This window comes from Spiroplasma culicicola AES-1, from assembly GCF_000565175.1.
GTDB lineage: Bacteria > Bacillota_I > Bacilli_A > Mycoplasmatales > Mycoplasmataceae > Spiroplasma_A > Spiroplasma_A culicicola.
The window spans coordinates 450,984-467,472 of sequence record NZ_CP006681.1 but is presented as its reverse complement, the minus strand read 5'-3'; the positions used below and the strand labels follow the sequence as shown (position 1 = coordinate 467,472).

The 16,489-nt window shown below is 23.6% G+C and carries 15 protein-coding genes; 2 read left to right on the top strand and 13 right to left on the bottom strand.

Annotation, left to right across the window (positions count from 1 at the left end):
• Positions 1–287: 287 nt before the first annotated feature.
• Both SCULI_RS02200 and SCULI_RS02195 read right to left on the bottom strand, forming a co-directional pair.
• Positions 288–1,712 (bottom strand): hypothetical protein, encoded by a 1,425-nt coding sequence (locus SCULI_RS02200; protein ID WP_025363003.1) that lies wholly within the window; start codon positions 1,710–1,712, stop codon positions 288–290.
• A 133-nt stretch (positions 1,713–1,845) separates the two neighbouring features.
• The gene (locus tag SCULI_RS02195) at positions 1,846–2,712 is read right to left on the bottom strand and encodes a viperin family antiviral radical SAM protein (protein WP_025363002.1); all 867 of its coding nucleotides are present in this window, start codon (positions 2,710–2,712) and stop codon (positions 1,846–1,848) included.
• Between the two features lie 158 nt (positions 2,713–2,870).
• Between SCULI_RS02195 and SCULI_RS02190 the strand changes: the two genes are divergently transcribed.
• Entirely contained in the window at positions 2,871–3,218 is a 348-nt protein-coding gene (locus SCULI_RS02190; protein WP_025363001.1) for a hypothetical protein, read from the top strand.
• Positions 3,219–3,240: 22 nt separating this feature from the next.
• On the opposite strand, the gene SCULI_RS02185 is transcribed toward SCULI_RS02190, so the two are convergent.
• The 10 genes from SCULI_RS02185 to truB form a co-directional block, all read right to left on the bottom strand.
• Complete coding sequence (locus SCULI_RS02185) at positions 3,241–4,203, bottom strand: PD-(D/E)XK motif protein (RefSeq protein ID WP_025363000.1); 963 nt, start codon at positions 4,201–4,203, stop codon at positions 3,241–3,243.
• An 11-nt stretch (positions 4,204–4,214) separates the two neighbouring features.
• Positions 4,215–5,624, bottom strand: a complete 1,410-nt coding sequence (locus tag SCULI_RS02180) for a Z1 domain-containing protein (RefSeq protein WP_025362999.1) — start codon at positions 5,622–5,624, stop codon at positions 4,215–4,217.
• 1 nt (position 5,625) lies between these two features.
• Positions 5,626–7,407 carry an ATP-binding protein gene (locus SCULI_RS02175; protein WP_025362998.1) on the bottom strand — a complete coding sequence of 594 codons (1,782 nt, stop codon included), beginning with the start codon at positions 7,405–7,407 and terminating at the stop codon, positions 5,626–5,628.
• Positions 7,391–8,818 (bottom strand): DNA phosphorothioation system sulfurtransferase DndC, encoded by a 1,428-nt coding sequence (gene dndC / locus SCULI_RS05505; protein ID WP_025362997.1) that lies wholly within the window; start codon positions 8,816–8,818, stop codon positions 7,391–7,393. Before dndC ends, SCULI_RS02175 begins: the two co-directional genes overlap by 17 nt.
• A gap of 157 nt (positions 8,819–8,975) precedes the next feature.
• The gene (locus SCULI_RS02165; RefSeq protein ID WP_025362996.1) at positions 8,976–9,341 is read right to left on the bottom strand and encodes a hypothetical protein; all 366 of its coding nucleotides are present in this window, start codon (positions 9,339–9,341) and stop codon (positions 8,976–8,978) included.
• A 103-nt stretch (positions 9,342–9,444) separates the two neighbouring features.
• On the bottom strand, positions 9,445–10,779 hold the full coding sequence (locus tag SCULI_RS05500) for an HNH endonuclease signature motif containing protein (RefSeq protein WP_158499956.1): 1,335 nt from the start codon (positions 10,777–10,779) through the stop codon (positions 9,445–9,447).
• Positions 10,766–11,812, bottom strand: a complete 1,047-nt coding sequence (locus SCULI_RS02155; RefSeq protein ID WP_053230323.1) for a DNA adenine methylase — start codon at positions 11,810–11,812, stop codon at positions 10,766–10,768. Before SCULI_RS02155 ends, SCULI_RS05500 begins: the two co-directional genes overlap by 14 nt.
• Positions 11,799–12,710: a DNA adenine methylase gene (locus SCULI_RS02150; protein WP_038648037.1), complete on the bottom strand. Its 912-nt coding sequence runs from the start codon at positions 12,708–12,710 to the stop codon at positions 11,799–11,801. Before SCULI_RS02150 ends, SCULI_RS02155 begins: the two co-directional genes overlap by 14 nt.
• 2 nt (positions 12,711–12,712) lie before the next feature.
• Positions 12,713–13,453, bottom strand: a complete 741-nt coding sequence (locus SCULI_RS02145; protein WP_025362994.1) for a nucleotidyl transferase family protein — start codon at positions 13,451–13,453, stop codon at positions 12,713–12,715.
• A 1-nt stretch (position 13,454) separates the two neighbouring features.
• A complete protein-coding gene (truB, locus tag SCULI_RS02140; protein WP_053230322.1) occupies positions 13,455–14,372 on the bottom strand; it encodes a tRNA pseudouridine(55) synthase TruB in 918 nt (305 codons plus the stop codon).
• A 164-nt stretch (positions 14,373–14,536) separates the two neighbouring features.
• Here truB and SCULI_RS02135 point away from each other — a divergent pair, with 164 nt between their 5' ends.
• Positions 14,537–15,067 (top strand): hypothetical protein, encoded by a 531-nt coding sequence (locus SCULI_RS02135; protein WP_025362992.1) that lies wholly within the window; start codon positions 14,537–14,539, stop codon positions 15,065–15,067.
• Positions 15,068–15,091: 24 nt separating this feature from the next.
• On the opposite strand, the gene SCULI_RS02130 is transcribed toward SCULI_RS02135, so the two are convergent.
• Positions 15,092–16,489: a glycoside hydrolase family 1 protein gene (locus SCULI_RS02130; RefSeq protein ID WP_025362991.1), complete on the bottom strand. Its 1,398-nt coding sequence runs from the start codon at positions 16,487–16,489 to the stop codon at positions 15,092–15,094.

Below are 16,489 nucleotides of genomic sequence, written 5' to 3'. Positions count from 1 at the left end.
ACTTATATTATTACTATTAATCATTCTTTATCTCCAAGGATATTGATTAAATTATCTTTATTAAATACTTCTTGCTGTTCTTTTATATTTTGAGATTCATTTTTTTTATAATATTGTAAATAGTCAAGATAATATCTTATTATATTTGTTATTCTTTCTTGGATAAATTAACCTCTAATAACTGATTATATTCTATTTATATTGAATGTATTATCCTATCAATATTTTTCTGGTTTCGTTAAAATAATGATATTGAAAAATGATAAATATAGATAACTAAATAACTATTATAATAACGCATTAATGATATTTAATCCTATTTCTTTATCAGAAATGTCTTCAGATTCATTTTTTATATTTAATTCTTCACATATATTTCTTATATATTTTTCAATTTTCTTATTAGTTCTAAATGCTTTAAATTCTTTTGATAATACATATTCATTACCTTCAAGTGCTCCAACTTCTTCATATAAATTAACAATATAATAAATTAATCCCAATGATAAAATATTAAAATTTTCTTTACTTTTATATATTTCATCAAGACGTTCTTTCAATAATTCAATTTCATTTCATTCTCTTTGACTAAAACTATTTTCATTTAAAATTCTAGTTTTAAAATCATTATCCTTTGAAAATTTATCTAATATTATTAACATTCAAAGTGATCTTTTTAGCCTAATAGTAAATTCAGCTTGGTTTATACCTTTTTTTGAACTAGTAGACTTTCTAATAATTTGTTTATTGAAATGATTTGCTATTTCTTTAACTGTTAAACTAATATTTGAAATATCATTTTTTACAAAATCTTTAATTGATAAATATGTTTTTTTAGGTAATAGTAGATTAATATTTTTTCTTTCTATTATTTCTTTATAAAGTTGTTTAATCTGATAAAAATTATTTTGAATTATCTTTGATAGTAAAACTTTCTCTCCAAAAATAAATTGATTTATATTTGAGAAATAATCTTTTTGTGAATAATCATGAATTTCATTATATAAATTTTCCTCTTCAAGTTTGATAATTTCATCCAATAGTTTATTAGCATTAATAAGCGTATTTTCTTTTATTTCAACTGAATTGCCTTTATCATTAATGTAATAAAAAATATTCGCTTTCTTGTTTAAATCTTTCTCAATTAAATATTTATTAATTTCTTGAATATTATTATTGTCATGAACTTGATACATACATGGGATTTCAATTCCCGCAGTATTTTTCTTACCAAAAAGAATATATATAAAATTATTATTGCCTTTGCCCTTTCAAGTATAATATTTAAATTTCAAAAAATCTCCCGCCAATTTTCTAAATGAAAAAGCACTATCTACTTTATATTCAATAAAAATGTCAGTAATAATTCCTTTATTATTTTTAAAAGATAGATATGTATCAGGATAATAATCATATTTATTAGACTCTTTTTTATACTCAGGTATTTCCAATGATATATCTTTTTTTGCTTTCTGAGTCAGCGTTACTTGTGATTTCAAATGAAATTCAGAGTAAATAATTAAATTCAACAAGTTTAAGTGACTTTCTAAAGCTTTAGTTATTTGAAATGCAATACTTCTTTCATTTAAAAAATTTACATTCTTTTTATACAATGATTGTTTTATTCTATTATTTGTTATTTTTGATTTTTTCTCATAAGCCAATAATTCATCATTAATAATTGTTTTCATCTTAACTATAAGTTGTTTCATCTTTACCTCACTTTAAAACTTCTAATATTTAAAAGTAATAATTAATGTTGTTATTATCTTAATATTTTTTTATTAATAAACTGAATATGTTATTTGTTAATAGTAATTTTGCCAATGTTCTTTACCATAAATTTTATTTTTCATTTTTATATCTATCTAATTGAGAATTTATATCAAAATTACATTTATTAAATTCTTCTAATACATCTACATTTTCTTTTAAAATACTTTTATTATTCTTATTATATATTTGATCTGAATTATAGAAATATCCCTCTCCATCAATCATCACATAAGTTGATGTAACAGTAGTTTCATCTTCAATTGATTTTACAAAACTATGTTTATTTTTAATATCATTTATTTCTAAAAATTTATCAAAATCAGACTTAGAAATAATGAAATCCTTATGAAATTCTTGACCAACAGAACTAACTTGCATTATTTTTCATTTATATGGATCAATTTTTTCTATAAAATCTATCATCCTTGTATTTTTATTTAAAGAATGAACTACAGAATTAATTTTAAGTTGACACCCTGCTTTTTTTATTTTTGCTCCAACCTCTAAATAATCATCTTCAGATAATGCAGATTTATTGCCAATCGCTCTACCTGAATTTTGGTTTATATTTAAATCAATTGAATCCATGCTAATTCCCACACTATTAAAATACTGTAATAGATCATTTACTTCATTTTGAGATTTATTTTTAATTACTGTTCCATTTGTTATTAAAGTAACTTTAAGACCTAATTCTTTACATAGTTTAGCCATTTGTTTTAATTGATTTCAATAAAGTGTAGGTTCTCCACCTGCAAAGTTAATTGCTTTAAAAAAGGCAACTTTTTTAATTATTTCTAATCAATTGTTTAAATTATCTTCACGTTTTGCTTTTGCAATCAATGGAGCATAAAAGCAAAATTTACATCTCATATTGCAAAACATACTAAAGTGAAAATTCAATTTAATACTATTTAATTGTTCAATTGTATACATATCTTTTATCTTTCTATATAAGATATTTTATCAAAATAACTTCATATATTTATAATGTAGAAATTAATATTTTAATAAAAAATGACCAAAACAAACACCCAGTTATTTACTTTTAGTAATTTGTTGGAGATAATATAAATAGAATAGGAGGCATTTTAATGGCAGTAAAAAAAACATTAATTATTCCAAAAGATAATAATGAAGCTCAAGAATTAAAAAGCAGATATAATAATGAACAATTCAACCTTTCTGAAAAAAAGAATAATAGTTCAGAAGAATATCATGAAAGTATCGATGATGAAGCAAGAATTTATTATTCATATTTTTTATTATATGATTTCACAGCTAAAAAATATGATCCTGAATTTGATTCTTACAGCGGTTTAAACGATTTACTTAAAACTTTGGATATGGCTATTGAAGCTGCAATATTTAATGAAACAAAATCTGAAATAAAAAAAGTTATTGATTTTGTAAAAAGTCATAGCTATTTTTATGAAAAATAATTTTAAAAAGCATTATTGACTTTTAAGAGGCAATAATGCTTTTTAACTGGATATCTTCAAAATGGTTTAGATCAATTTGAAATTTAATATTTTTAATTCTATCATCTGTATTTTGAATTTTTGGTAATTTGTGTATATCAATAAATTTTAATTTTACAGTTCTTGGATCGAATCTTAATAAATTTCTACTATCATGTGATTCTTTCAAATCTAAAAACATATTTTTTAATTCACTTTTTAAGGAAGGAAGTTCTAAATATCAATCGATTAAATCAATTAATGTTTGACCCCCTTTTTTAACTATTTCTATAGTAACAGCTGCAAAATAATCATTAATACTTGTATTTAATTGATTATTTTTTAATGTAAATAGCCCTTCATTTGATATAGAAGTTTTAACTTCTATATTTTTTATTCCCTTTTTTGTTTTTAGTTCAAAATCTGTAATTGATTCAAAATTTTTATCAGCTATATTTTCTCCATGAAAACCTTCCATTAAAATGTCTATATAATCTTCATTTTTTTGCATTACAAGTAATTCACCAATTAAACCTATTTGAAATTTTTTATCAATTTTTCAAATAAGACCAAATATATTTTCAAATTCTTTTACAATCTCAAACATTGAATTTGCTATTTCATGAGTATTTATAAATGTTGTATATATTAATTCAGCAACTCTTATATTTATACCTTTTTCAAATGCCAAAACTTCTCCATCCATTTTTTTATCATTATATTCGATTGCAACTTTATAATTGGGTAAAACTCTAATTCTAGCATCTTCTTTTTGAAAACTAGTTATTGAATTCACAGAAGGATAATAAGAAAAATTAGGTTTTTTCAAAGGTTTAATTGATTTAGGTAGAGAAGCATTATACATAGTTGGTTTTAAAATATAAAAATTTTTAACATCAGTTGTAGTGAAAAAAATATATCCATTTTTTTGATCAATAATATTTATATCTGTATCATTTATGCTCATATTTTATTCTCCTAATTTGTTCATTTATATGAATATTCTTTAAAAATATCTTTTATTCGCATAATTTTATCTTTAGAATTTGAATAATCATTTTCATATAAACTTCTTATACGTGTATCAATTTCATAAATATTGTTGTAAAAGTTATAGCCAATATTAGATGTATAAATTCTCATCTTATAAATATAGCGAAGTCTATATCCAAACCATCGAGCACGTTGCAATAAAGTATCACTTGAAAAAATTCCACTTTCAGAGTGATTTAACATTATTTCATAAATTAGATCATCAAAAGTTATACCTCTTGACAATAAATTGCCCCCAATTATTATTTCTGGATTAGTTGTTCTTATATATTCAAAACCTTCAATAATCATTTTAACTTCTAATTTATCTAGTCATTGCTTAAAACTAATATACTCATCATTTCCAATAAAATTATTATAAAAAGCTTTATTTTTAACTTTTAATTTTGAAATGATTTTTCTAATATATTTATCATAGTCTTTTATTGGAGTTGTGTTTACAGTTATATTGATAAGGAATTGATAATTCTTTTCATCTCGATAACATTCTATTAAAAAATCAATTATATATTTCATAAAAATTTCTTCAGTTTGAACATCAAAATTCCTAGCATAAATTTTATCTACAATACTTTTATCTATAATTTTATATAAGTCATTATCAGAAAATACTTTTAATCCACAATATGAAGTTGATGAAACAAGTGGTATTACATAATTTGGTGCTAAACCATCAGTAAATGAAGTTAAATTTGCATAAGGTGTTGCAGTTACTGGCAAATAAACAACTTTTTTAAAATTTGTTTCATATAATTTTAAAATATTTGCATTAACGGTTCTATTTTCTTTAGTTTTTTCAGATGAGGCTTCATCGCATTCATCATCAATAATTAAAACATTTCAGTTTTCATATTGACTTATATCCATATCATTTAATAACGAGTTAATATTTCCAAGATTTTGTTTAATTCCATAAAATATCTCAACCTTATTTGAATTATTAAATAAAGATTTTGCATTTGAAAAATCTTTAAATTCTGCATCTTTAAAAAAATCTTTAAATCTTTTTATGTTTTGTTTGTTTAAATTATTTTTTGTACCTGTAAAATAAATAATTTTATTAAAACCAAGACCAATTAATGCTGCAGTTATAAATAACATATTATTTGTTTTACCCGATTGCACTTCACCAGCTAATAAGATACTACTTCTTTTTAATTCATCATTAAAAACACTTAAAGTATTTTTAACATTTACTTCATAAACATCACGATATGCATCTTTCATATAATGGGGATTTGATTCTAAAAAATTATTTTTCAATTTTTTATAGTGATCATTTTCAACAAAGTTATTTCTATATTCAATAGTTAAATCTTTTATAAATTTAAACATATTATTTTTCATCACCTTGAATAACTTCAACTATATTATAAAATTTTTCAACTCTTGCTTCATGATCTTTAACATCTTTTAAACTATGAATAATTAATTTAATAATCGGATTTACTAATACTGAAAAATCTTCATCTTTCATAGTTGGTTTAAAGCCAACAAATTTCTTGTTTACAAATAAAATATATAAATATTTGCCTTCTGTATTATCTACTTCTACATTTGCTCTAAAAATTCTTCTTTGATCATCTAAATCCTGTAAATAATGTATAAAATTAAATTTATACTCATTTGTTACTTTATCTAATACTTTAAAAGAATTAACAGGTCTTTCTCCATCATTTTCATGTACATTTAAATTTTCAGTTTCAACTGAACAATTTTCTAAAATGTTATGTTTATTAATTTCTTTTGCAAATCTTTCATTTTCAATTCTTATAGCTTCATCAGATGCATGTTGTTCATCTTTATATAAAATAATATCTAAAAGTTTATCAATTAGATCTGCCAAATGTTTTTGAAATTTTCTAGAAATAATTTCTTCAATATCTTCTTTTACTGTTCCATGAAAACCCATTTTGTTATTATCTACTCTAAACATTGATTTATTATTTAAATCAATTTCTCCAATAAAACGCAGTGTTACCTTTACAGATTTATTTGATAGTGCTTTATCAAAAGTAAGTCATGTTAATTTTGTTTTATTTGTATTTGGTCCTGATATTACTGCTCTATCATCTTGATAAACAGATAAACCTGTATATTTCATAAAAGCACTTTCTTTTTTAATATATCCAAAAGTAAAAGGGATTTTTATATTATTAAATTTTTCATCTAATTGAATTTTGGTTTTAAATTTAAATTCTTCTTGATTTTCAAAAGTTTCAATTATCTTTCTATAAGTTAAATCACCAAATTCAATATCATTATCAAACATGCTTTCATATTTATTATAGATTTCCTTCATAATCTTTTTATAAAAGGTTGCCTCTTTAACATTTTTACCTTGTAAATATTCATAATCATTTTTGTCTTTTTGAGATAAATATAAATTTGGAATTGTACTTTCTGTAATAACAAGTGGTTTTGTACCATCCATTTGTTCTAGGCCTTTATCATCAATATAACTAAAAGTTATTCTTAAAAAATGATTTTTTAAATATCTTGAAAAACGACAAGCTATTTGCTCTTCAAGTGCTTTTCCATCTTTTTTATCGCCTTTAACAAACATTTTTTTATCATATCTACCTGCATGTGGACCATTTAAATGAAAATTTTCAATTTTCACAATTGTTCCATGCTCATGTAGAAAATCTATTCCTGATGTTGATGTAATATCAATGTTCTTCTGAACTTCAACTTTAAAATCTGAGTGTTCCAATTTATCTACATCTAGAGTTAAAGAATAACTAAAATCATCTTCAACTGATTTTGTAAAAAATGTCATTTTCCTACCAAATCATATAGAAGCCATTTTCATACCAACACCAAACATATTTAAAGTATCTCCTTGTTCGGTCTCATCTTTTCCATTTTTAATGGCAATTCCTCTATTTTTAAACGCAATTCCACCCGCATCATCTCTAATATATAAAATTCCCTTTTTCTTATCAATACAGATTTTTACTTCTACATTTTTAAATTTATGATCTTTTGCAGATTGAATAGAATTATCTATAAATTCAGACAACATATAAATATGGTCTGTTGTTTTATCAATATAGCCTAAATATTCCCTATTACTACGCGGAATTTCCATCTCTTCATTATATTCTTGACTCATATACTTTTTCTCCTTCTTTTGTTATATTAAAATGCCTCTCATTTAATTTATTTTCTACATTTACTATAATTTTTTCGATTAATTTAATTTCCTGATCTGAAATAATTTCAATATCATAACTAGACATTTCTCTTTTTAATTTTTTAATAGATTTTAATAATTCCTTTCTGTATTTCAACGTATAAGGTCCTAAACCAGGAACTGAAAGAATTTGATTATTACTATTTTTATCTAGTTTTATAACATATTCAAATATTTCCTCTGCACAAGAATTTGAATAAGGATCAATAATATTTGTATCTACTAAATTCTTATATTCTGTTTCACTAATAACTTTTATTTTTTTATCATTAATCAATATATTTTTATTTTTATCAAAATATCCAAATCGTATTTCATCTCTACCAAGTTTTTTAGGTAAAAAATAATTATCATTTTTTATTTTTAAATCCATATATCTGTATTTAAGTAAAGAAATATTGTTACTGGTTTTACTTATTCTTAATGATGCATTAAACCTATTTAAAACTTTATCTCTACCTTGAATAAGTTCTTCTCTAAATTCTAATAAGGGTTTTAACCAAGTTTGTCCTGAGTTTACAAAGCCTTCTAATGATTTATCCTGTGTAACTACTGGACACAATCAACATCCTCATCGTGAATTTCCACATCCTTTTTGTAATTTGTCATCTAAACTTGAAGGGCATTCTTCAACTCCAACTGAAGAATCTTCATAAAGTAAAGATAAAGTATTATTATTTGTTTTAAAAAAATTAATTCGCGATTCTGCTAAATAACTTCAAATATCATATAGACTGAATTCTTCAATTGGGGCAAATATTAATTTATTATTTGTATCATTCTTCTTGAATAAGGAATCTTTAATATCATTCTTGACTAATTTTATATCTCTTGAAGCAGATTCACCTTTTCTTACACCAAGAACTGTTAAAACTTCATTTTTTAGTGAAAGTTCTTCCATTTTTTGATTCATTGGTTTAATTTTTAATCTATCTGTACATCATCTAAAACTTTGATTTGGTAAAGGATAACCTCTACCAATTAAATTAACTCAAAATGATTCTTCAATATCGGGTTCAACCTTATGTACTTTTATTGGTAATTTATTATCAATTGCAAAATTTTCTATTAATTTTAATGAAGTATTTAATTGCTTTAAAACAATAGGATTTTCAATTAATGTATCAGAACTAACAATATGAATAATATTATCAAAATTAGAAATGTTGGGAATCTCTAACAATGCTTCCATTATAATTTGAACTAAAACTGTAGAATCCTTTCCACCAGAAAAACCAACCATTCAATTAAAATTATTCTTTGTATAAACCTCAATAATAATATCTTTGGTATGTCTAACCTTAGATAAATATTGATCCTTTCTTTCCATTTTTACCCCCTATTTTCTATATATAATTGTAGATTTTTTTTTTTTTTTTTGCAATAGAGAGCAAGCATTATTAGTTTGTTTTAAGCTATTATTCTAATTAATAGATTTTTAAATAAAAAAATAACCCTTTGATTAGTTGGGTTATTTTACTTTAATATTAATTGTACTCTATTATGCCATAGCCATTTATTTCATTACTGTTAAAATTATCACCTTTGATTTCATTACATGAAACATGAACTATTTGTAAATTTCTTTCATCATTTACAGATACTATTTTTCTTTTTATTGCTTCTCCTATTAAACTGTTAAATCTTTTTTTAGGAATTATATGATCAATATTTCATTTAAAATCACTATTTGGTTGACATTCTACATACGCTGCAAAAACAATAGTTCCCAAACATAAAGCACATATTTTATGATTTTGTTCACAGTCATTATCAGGACAAGCGCACCTCTTTGCTTTGTCTCAAACACCTAATTCTTTTTTACTCAAATAATCATATGGGCTACAATTCATATTTTGTCCTTCATTTCTATCTAACTTAATACTATCAAAAATAATTTATAAAAATCAAAAATATCATCAATCTATTTTAAATATTAATTTATTTTTAATTAAACTAAAAGAAAAAACTCATTAACATTTCAAATGTGCATTCTAAATTTTCTTCCATTAATTCCTGCTGTTTAAACTCATAAATTTTTTTAAGCATCATCTCAACATCATTTCTAGTACCATTATGAATTTGTTTATGACAATTTGGACAAAGTGAAATATAATTACCCAATACTTCAATAGAATTTTTAAAACTATCTGATTTAGAATGCGGAATTATATGATGTATCTCTACATAATTCTTCACTGAATTATACTGTTTAAAATAACGACAGCTATAATTCTCTTCAAAGAAACATTGAAAATCATAAAATTCTTTAACAATGTATTTATTTTGATTAAATAATGTTCTATCTCTAACATTAATTTTTTTAAAGTTATTTCTATGTTTTTCCTTTGATAAATAACTATTAACATTTTTCTTTAATTGTCTTTTTATATCATCTCTATTAATTTCATAATTCACGATGTTTTCAGTTATTACATCATAAAAATTTAAAGTAAAACTACTATTAAAGACTATTTCCTTTAAATGGAAAATAATATCTGAATTATTTATTTCCAAATGTTCGCATATTTTTTCCAATGTATCATCAAAATCTAGTCCTTTTAATAAAAGATCTAAAAAATACATAATTAGTATTTCTGCAAAAAATGTTGATATATGATAACTGTCACTAAATTCAAATAAAATAGAATCTTGGTTTTCTGCTACTATTCGATTTCAATCAATATCTGATGCAAATTCTTTATCTAAATCATCTTTTAAAAATGGATATATTCTAATTTTAATTAACGCAATATATTCTTTTTCAGTTAATTCTTCACCATTTTTAAGATATATGGATCATAAATCTTCAAATAATTTTTCTTGTCTATTAACTTTCAAGAGAAAATGTTTGAATTTTGAATATTCTGATAAAAAATAATTATTATCTCTTTTATTTAAATTTGAAAATAATATTAAAAAGCAATATATATTTTTTAATATCTTAAACTCTATCTCTCCTAATGTTAGAGTTTCAATATAATTAATATATTTTAAAAATTCCTCACCTAATTCTGTAATTTGAAACTTATCTTGACCCAATTTAATAATAAAATTTAAGGATTTCAGTCTGGGTTCATGTTGTTTAAAACGTGATTGTCCAGACTTCTGTTTTTTATTTTCATCAGCTTTAATAATAAATTTCATTGAATGTATTAAGGTGCTGAAATTTCTTCTATTAGTATTTAGATACTCTGTAAAAATATGAGTATTACCCTTGTTATGTCTTGTTGTTAAATCACTATTAGTTATATTTGCTATTAAATTACTTATAGTTTTAGTATCTCACACAAATATACAACCTTTCTTTATGATCATTTAATTTAGTCTTTCCTGAATTAAAAAATGCATAATCCTTTTCTACAATGCTCACCTTACCAATCTTGTTTAAGATTTTTAATATATCTTTTTCTGACATTTTATTATTAGAAGCAGTTGATCTAGCATTATATGTATTATTATATGATAATATAATATATTTAGAAGAAGAATAATTCACAAGTTCTTCAAAATAATAAATGGCTTTAGATCTTGAATATTCACTTTTTAAATGATCCCTCTTAAACTTCATAGAATTGCCTTCAAAAATTTCACTTTCTTTACCAATTGAGATATATTCTAAAACATGATAAAAATTTATATATTGTCTAGCATTGTAAGGAGGATCTAAATATAAAATTGAATTATAATCAAATTTTTGTTCTTGAATTAATTGATTAATATCCATATTAAAAATTTGAAAATTAACATAATAAGTTTTTAATGATAAATGTTTTAAATTAATTTTTTTTATACTACTAGTTTCACTTCTTTTTAAAAAACTTTCATAATGGCCTACTGTATTTGCAACTTTATCAGTGGCTAAAAGTAAAGCAGAAATTAAATAGCTATACTCATAAAAATTAATTTTACTATCTGAATATAATTCTTCTATGTCTTTTCTAATTTCTCAAATAATATAGGAATTTTCTAATGAAAAATATTTATTTCCAAATAAATTTGAGAAATGATTGTTATTTCCTTCAGCATAATCATAATTATTATAATTTTCTAGTAATTGTTCCATTTTAGGCATATTAATTTTATCAATTCCAGTAAATGCATTATAAATTAAAAAATTATGATATAAATTATCATTTAAAACGACATCATAGTTTTCATCCGCAAATTTTAAACCTACGCTACCAGTTCCAGAAAAGGCATCTATAAATTTAAAATTTTTATTAATATCATTATTTTGGTTTAAGGAATTTTCTATCTCAGAAAAAATTCAATCTTTTAAATTATATTTATTCCCTATATATCTTCTATTATTTGGATTCATAATTATCTATTAATACCTCTAGATCTTTCATTCCCCTATTTATTTTATTATAACTAGACGATGCATAATTAATTTCAACTATTTTTACATTTAATTTATTCTTTTTAATAAAGCTATTTAAATATTGGTTACATTTTTCACCTCTATTTAAAATATTTGAAATAATTATTTTTTTCTTTTTATTAATTAAATCTTGCATAAAATTAATAAGTCTTTGTTCTTCCTCAACATTTCATGTTGAATTATATGTTGCTAATGTTAATAAGTATGGGGGATCTATATATATAACTGTAGCTTTATCAATATATTTTTTTAGTTCTTTACTATCAAAATCATAATTTAAGAATTCTATTTTCTTTATTGAACATAATTCCTTGAAACTGCCAATTCTATTTACAGTTGCTTGATTAAAATCTGTTTTACCAATAGGAATATTATATTCTCCAACAGAATTAAACCGTATTTCATTATTAAAACCATAAGTTTTTAAAATAAAAAGGTCTAAAACATCTTTATTTAAAGATAAGTTATAATGATTCTTAAATATATTATAATTTTGCTTATTATATTCCTTTAAACCATTATTTTTATTTTCAACTTGTTCCTTATAATATTTAAAACCATTCCTATAAGAATTTGAAAGATTAAAGTATTCAAGTTTTTCTTCTATTCTAGCTATAATTTTTTCTTTTGAATTCTTATGAAAAAAATCTAATATTTCTATCAAATTACTATTTATATCATTTAATATTACTTCATTACAGGGCATATTTAACCCCACTACACCACTACCACAAAATAAGTCTAAAAAGATATCTTCTTTATCTACATAAGATGCAATTTCTTCTAAAACCTTAAATTTATTTCCTGGATATGTAAATAAGCTTTTTCTAAACATTATTATACTTTCTTTATCATTTCTACAATTATATTTTGTTTTGCAATGTAATCTTTAAAAAAAACTTTATTGCGATCAAATTGAGCAATCATTTCTTTTCCATCAACTAATAGTACATAATTGGCATTTTTAATTTGTACAAATGTATCAATAATTTTAAAATGCCCTTCATGTGTATTTTCCAATTGAATTTGATAGTTTTGTCCCATCTTTTCATTCAATTGTTCAATTTCTCCATCCTTTAACAATTCTTTTAAATCAGTTGTTGAATATGTACTTACTCTTTGAAAAACAATTACATTTTCTTGACCAAATGCAGCTACTAAATCATCAACGTGGCCTTTTCCCATATGACCAAAGGCAAAGTCTGAACCCACAACAATTTTATTAACATTTAAATTATTTTTTAAATAACTAATAAATTGATCTTTATCAATTGAAATAGTATTTTGATTTACTTGAATTTCAAATAAGTAATCGGGATTATATTGTTGTTCAATATTTGAATATTTAATTATTTTTGATTGAAATTGATTGTGTTGTTTTGATAAAAAATCACTGACTTTTTCTGAAAATGTCACAATTGATCATTTTTCATTAAATTCTTGGGCCAATTGTTTAGTTTTGTCAATAATTTGGCGGTGCAATTTGTGCAATCCATCAAAAAATCCAATACAAATAATATTGGTATTGCCAATATTAAACTGTTCTTCATTTGTTAAATATAGTTCTTTTTTTTCCATTCTAAAACTCTCTTTCTGCTTCTGTTAAGTTTAAAACACTTTCATCTCATAAACCTCGTTGACATGTATATAAATCGTGAGCTACTCATTTATAAATTGCCAAAACATTCTTTTTGTCATCAATTAAAAAAACAATTGGAATATTTTTTCCTGTTAAGTTTATGGCTCTACCTTGTATTATATCTTTTACTTTGTGATATTCAATTAAATTGTGATCATTTTGTAATAATCCGTTATACATTGAGATTAAATCACTTTCTTGGACTTGATTTCATTCTTTTGCTTGAGCAACATCAAATTTTCCTGACATATTGCGATGAAGAGCTGACACTGTACAAATGGCATCAAATTCTTGAGCAATATCTTGAACAAGACTGCGAATATAAGTTCCTTTACTACAATTTACTTGTAAACGAATAGTATTGGCTTTTGGATTAAAATCTAGCAAACTACAAGTATTAATAGTTACAGTTCTTGGCTTAATTTCAACTTGTTCTTCTTGATGAATTCTTGCATATTCATATAATTTTTTGCCATTAACTTTAACAGCTGAATAAATTGGGGGATATTGTTCATACATGTAACCATTATATTTTGCAATTACTTGTTCAATTTCTTTTCTTGAAATCTTATGTTCGTCTTGAGTTTCAATTACTTCTCCAGTAATGTCACCTGTATCTGTTTTGACAAATAACTTCATTTCAACTTCATAACTTTTATCACTACTTAATAAGTAATTTGAAATCTTGGTTGCTTGATTGACCAAGACAACCATTAAACCTGTCGCTAAAGGATCTAAAGTTCCAGCATGACCAATCTTTTTGATATTTAATTTACGTTTAATCTTTTGAATTAAATCGTGACTTGTAATTCCTTGGGGTTTATTAACTAAAAATATTCCAGATTGTTTAATGTCCATAAAAATAGTTATCCCCCTTCTAGTATAAAAACATAATAATTATTATACACTCTTATTTCTATTATCACACAGAATAGTCCACAATGATATAAAAATCACTAGAATTTATGCTATAATATAGATATTAATATGACTTATTTAAAGGATTGACGAGGTGTTTTAGAATGCGTATTAAATCAGATTTCTATAAAGAAATTGAAAGTGAAATGAAAATCATTACTGAAAGAGAACACTTAGGTAGTGGTGGAAACCCAGTAAGTAATTTAAATACTAAAATGTTCTATTTATCAAAACATCAATTTAATTCTTATGATGAATTTGACCAAGCAATTGTGGCTGAAATTGCCAATACGCTTCAATCACTTGAAGATATTATTGTTAAAAAAGCGCTGAACTACCAAGAATTGGCCAAAGAAGCCTATGATCAAAATGTTGATCCCCAAAAATGAGTTGACTTTGCTCAACGTGAAGCTCAAAGTTTGAGTTATGAAATGTATGATGAAAGAGAAATTAAATATTTACGTCACTTCCACATTGTATGATTAACTTGAGTCTTTTGTGATGAAGAGTTAAAAAAACTGAGAATTAAATCAAGTCGTGATTTATATCACCACATTGGAAAAGTTGAAAAAGACTATGTTAAAAAACGTACAGAAATCTTGAAAAACAATGTTGTTGATGAAGAAAAATGATAAAAATCCTGGAAATCCAGGATTTTTTTAATTTGAGATATCTTCTCCATTTGTTTCAATTACTTTTTTATATCAATAAAAACTGTCTTTACGATATCTTTTACATTCTTTTAAATCATCTTCTGTTCTATCAACATAAATGAATCCATATCTCTTTTTAATACCTTCATGAGTTGATACTAAATCAATTGCACTTCAAGGATTATATCCAATTAGGTCAACTCCTTCTTCAACTGCTTCAATCATGTATTTAAAATGTTTTTGATAAAATTCAATTCTATATTGATCGTGAACTTTTCCATCAGGAGTTAATTCATCATAAGCTCCTAGACCATTTTCTGTTAATAATAAAGGTAAATTATATCTTGTATACATTTCAATTAGTGTATTTTTAAATCCATAAGGATCAATTTCTCATCCAAATTGAGTTTTACTTAAATTGTTATTTTCAACTTGTTCAAAGAATCCAGGAATTTTTGCTCCCATTTGTTGATCTCCACCAACTACCATTTCATTATCTTGGGGCATTTTAACTGTTGCTGTTGTGTAATAATTAAAAGCAATAAAATCAGGTTTAGCATTACTTAATAAATCCATGTCTCCTGGTTGAATCTCAAATACTGCATCAATTTTTTTCAAAATATTCATAGCAGTTTTGTTATAAACTCCAAATACAGGTAAATCTAAATAAAATCAATTTCTTAAAGAACTTAAATTTAGTGCTGCATAAAAGTCTTCTGGTTTATTTGAATTTGGATAAATTGCTGTAATATTTGGTGCTGGCCCAATTTTTGCATTTGGTGCTATTTTGTGACATAAATTATAAGCTTTTGCTGAAGCTAGGAACATATGATGATTGCATTGATAAATATCTTTTAATTTTGCAGTTTTTGCTCTTTCAACTCCCAAAATAGCTGCAGGTACTAATGCCATCATATTTTGTTCATTAATAGTTTGAAAATATTCAACACGATCTCCAAAGTTTTCAAAGATAATTCTTGAAAATTCTTCAAATGCATCAATTGTCTTGCGATTCATTCAACCCCCATCATTATCTAAAATTTCTGGTAAATCAAAATGATAAATTGTAACAATTGGTTTAATATTGTATTTTAAAAGTTCATCAATTAATTGATTATAAAAATCAATTCCCTTTTGATTAACTTCACCCACTCCATTTGGTAAAATTCTTGTTCAAGATATTGAAAAACGATATGATTTAAATCCCATTTCAGCCATTAAAGCAACATCTTCTTTAAAGTGATTATAATGATCTGATGCAACTTTAAAATCTGTTACTCCTTGTGGGAATGAAGTTTTTACATCTTGTACTGATTTCCCTTTTCCATCAGTATCTCATGCTCCTTCAACTTGATAAGCGCTAGTTGATGCTCCTCATAAAAAATCTTTAGGTAATTTGCTCAT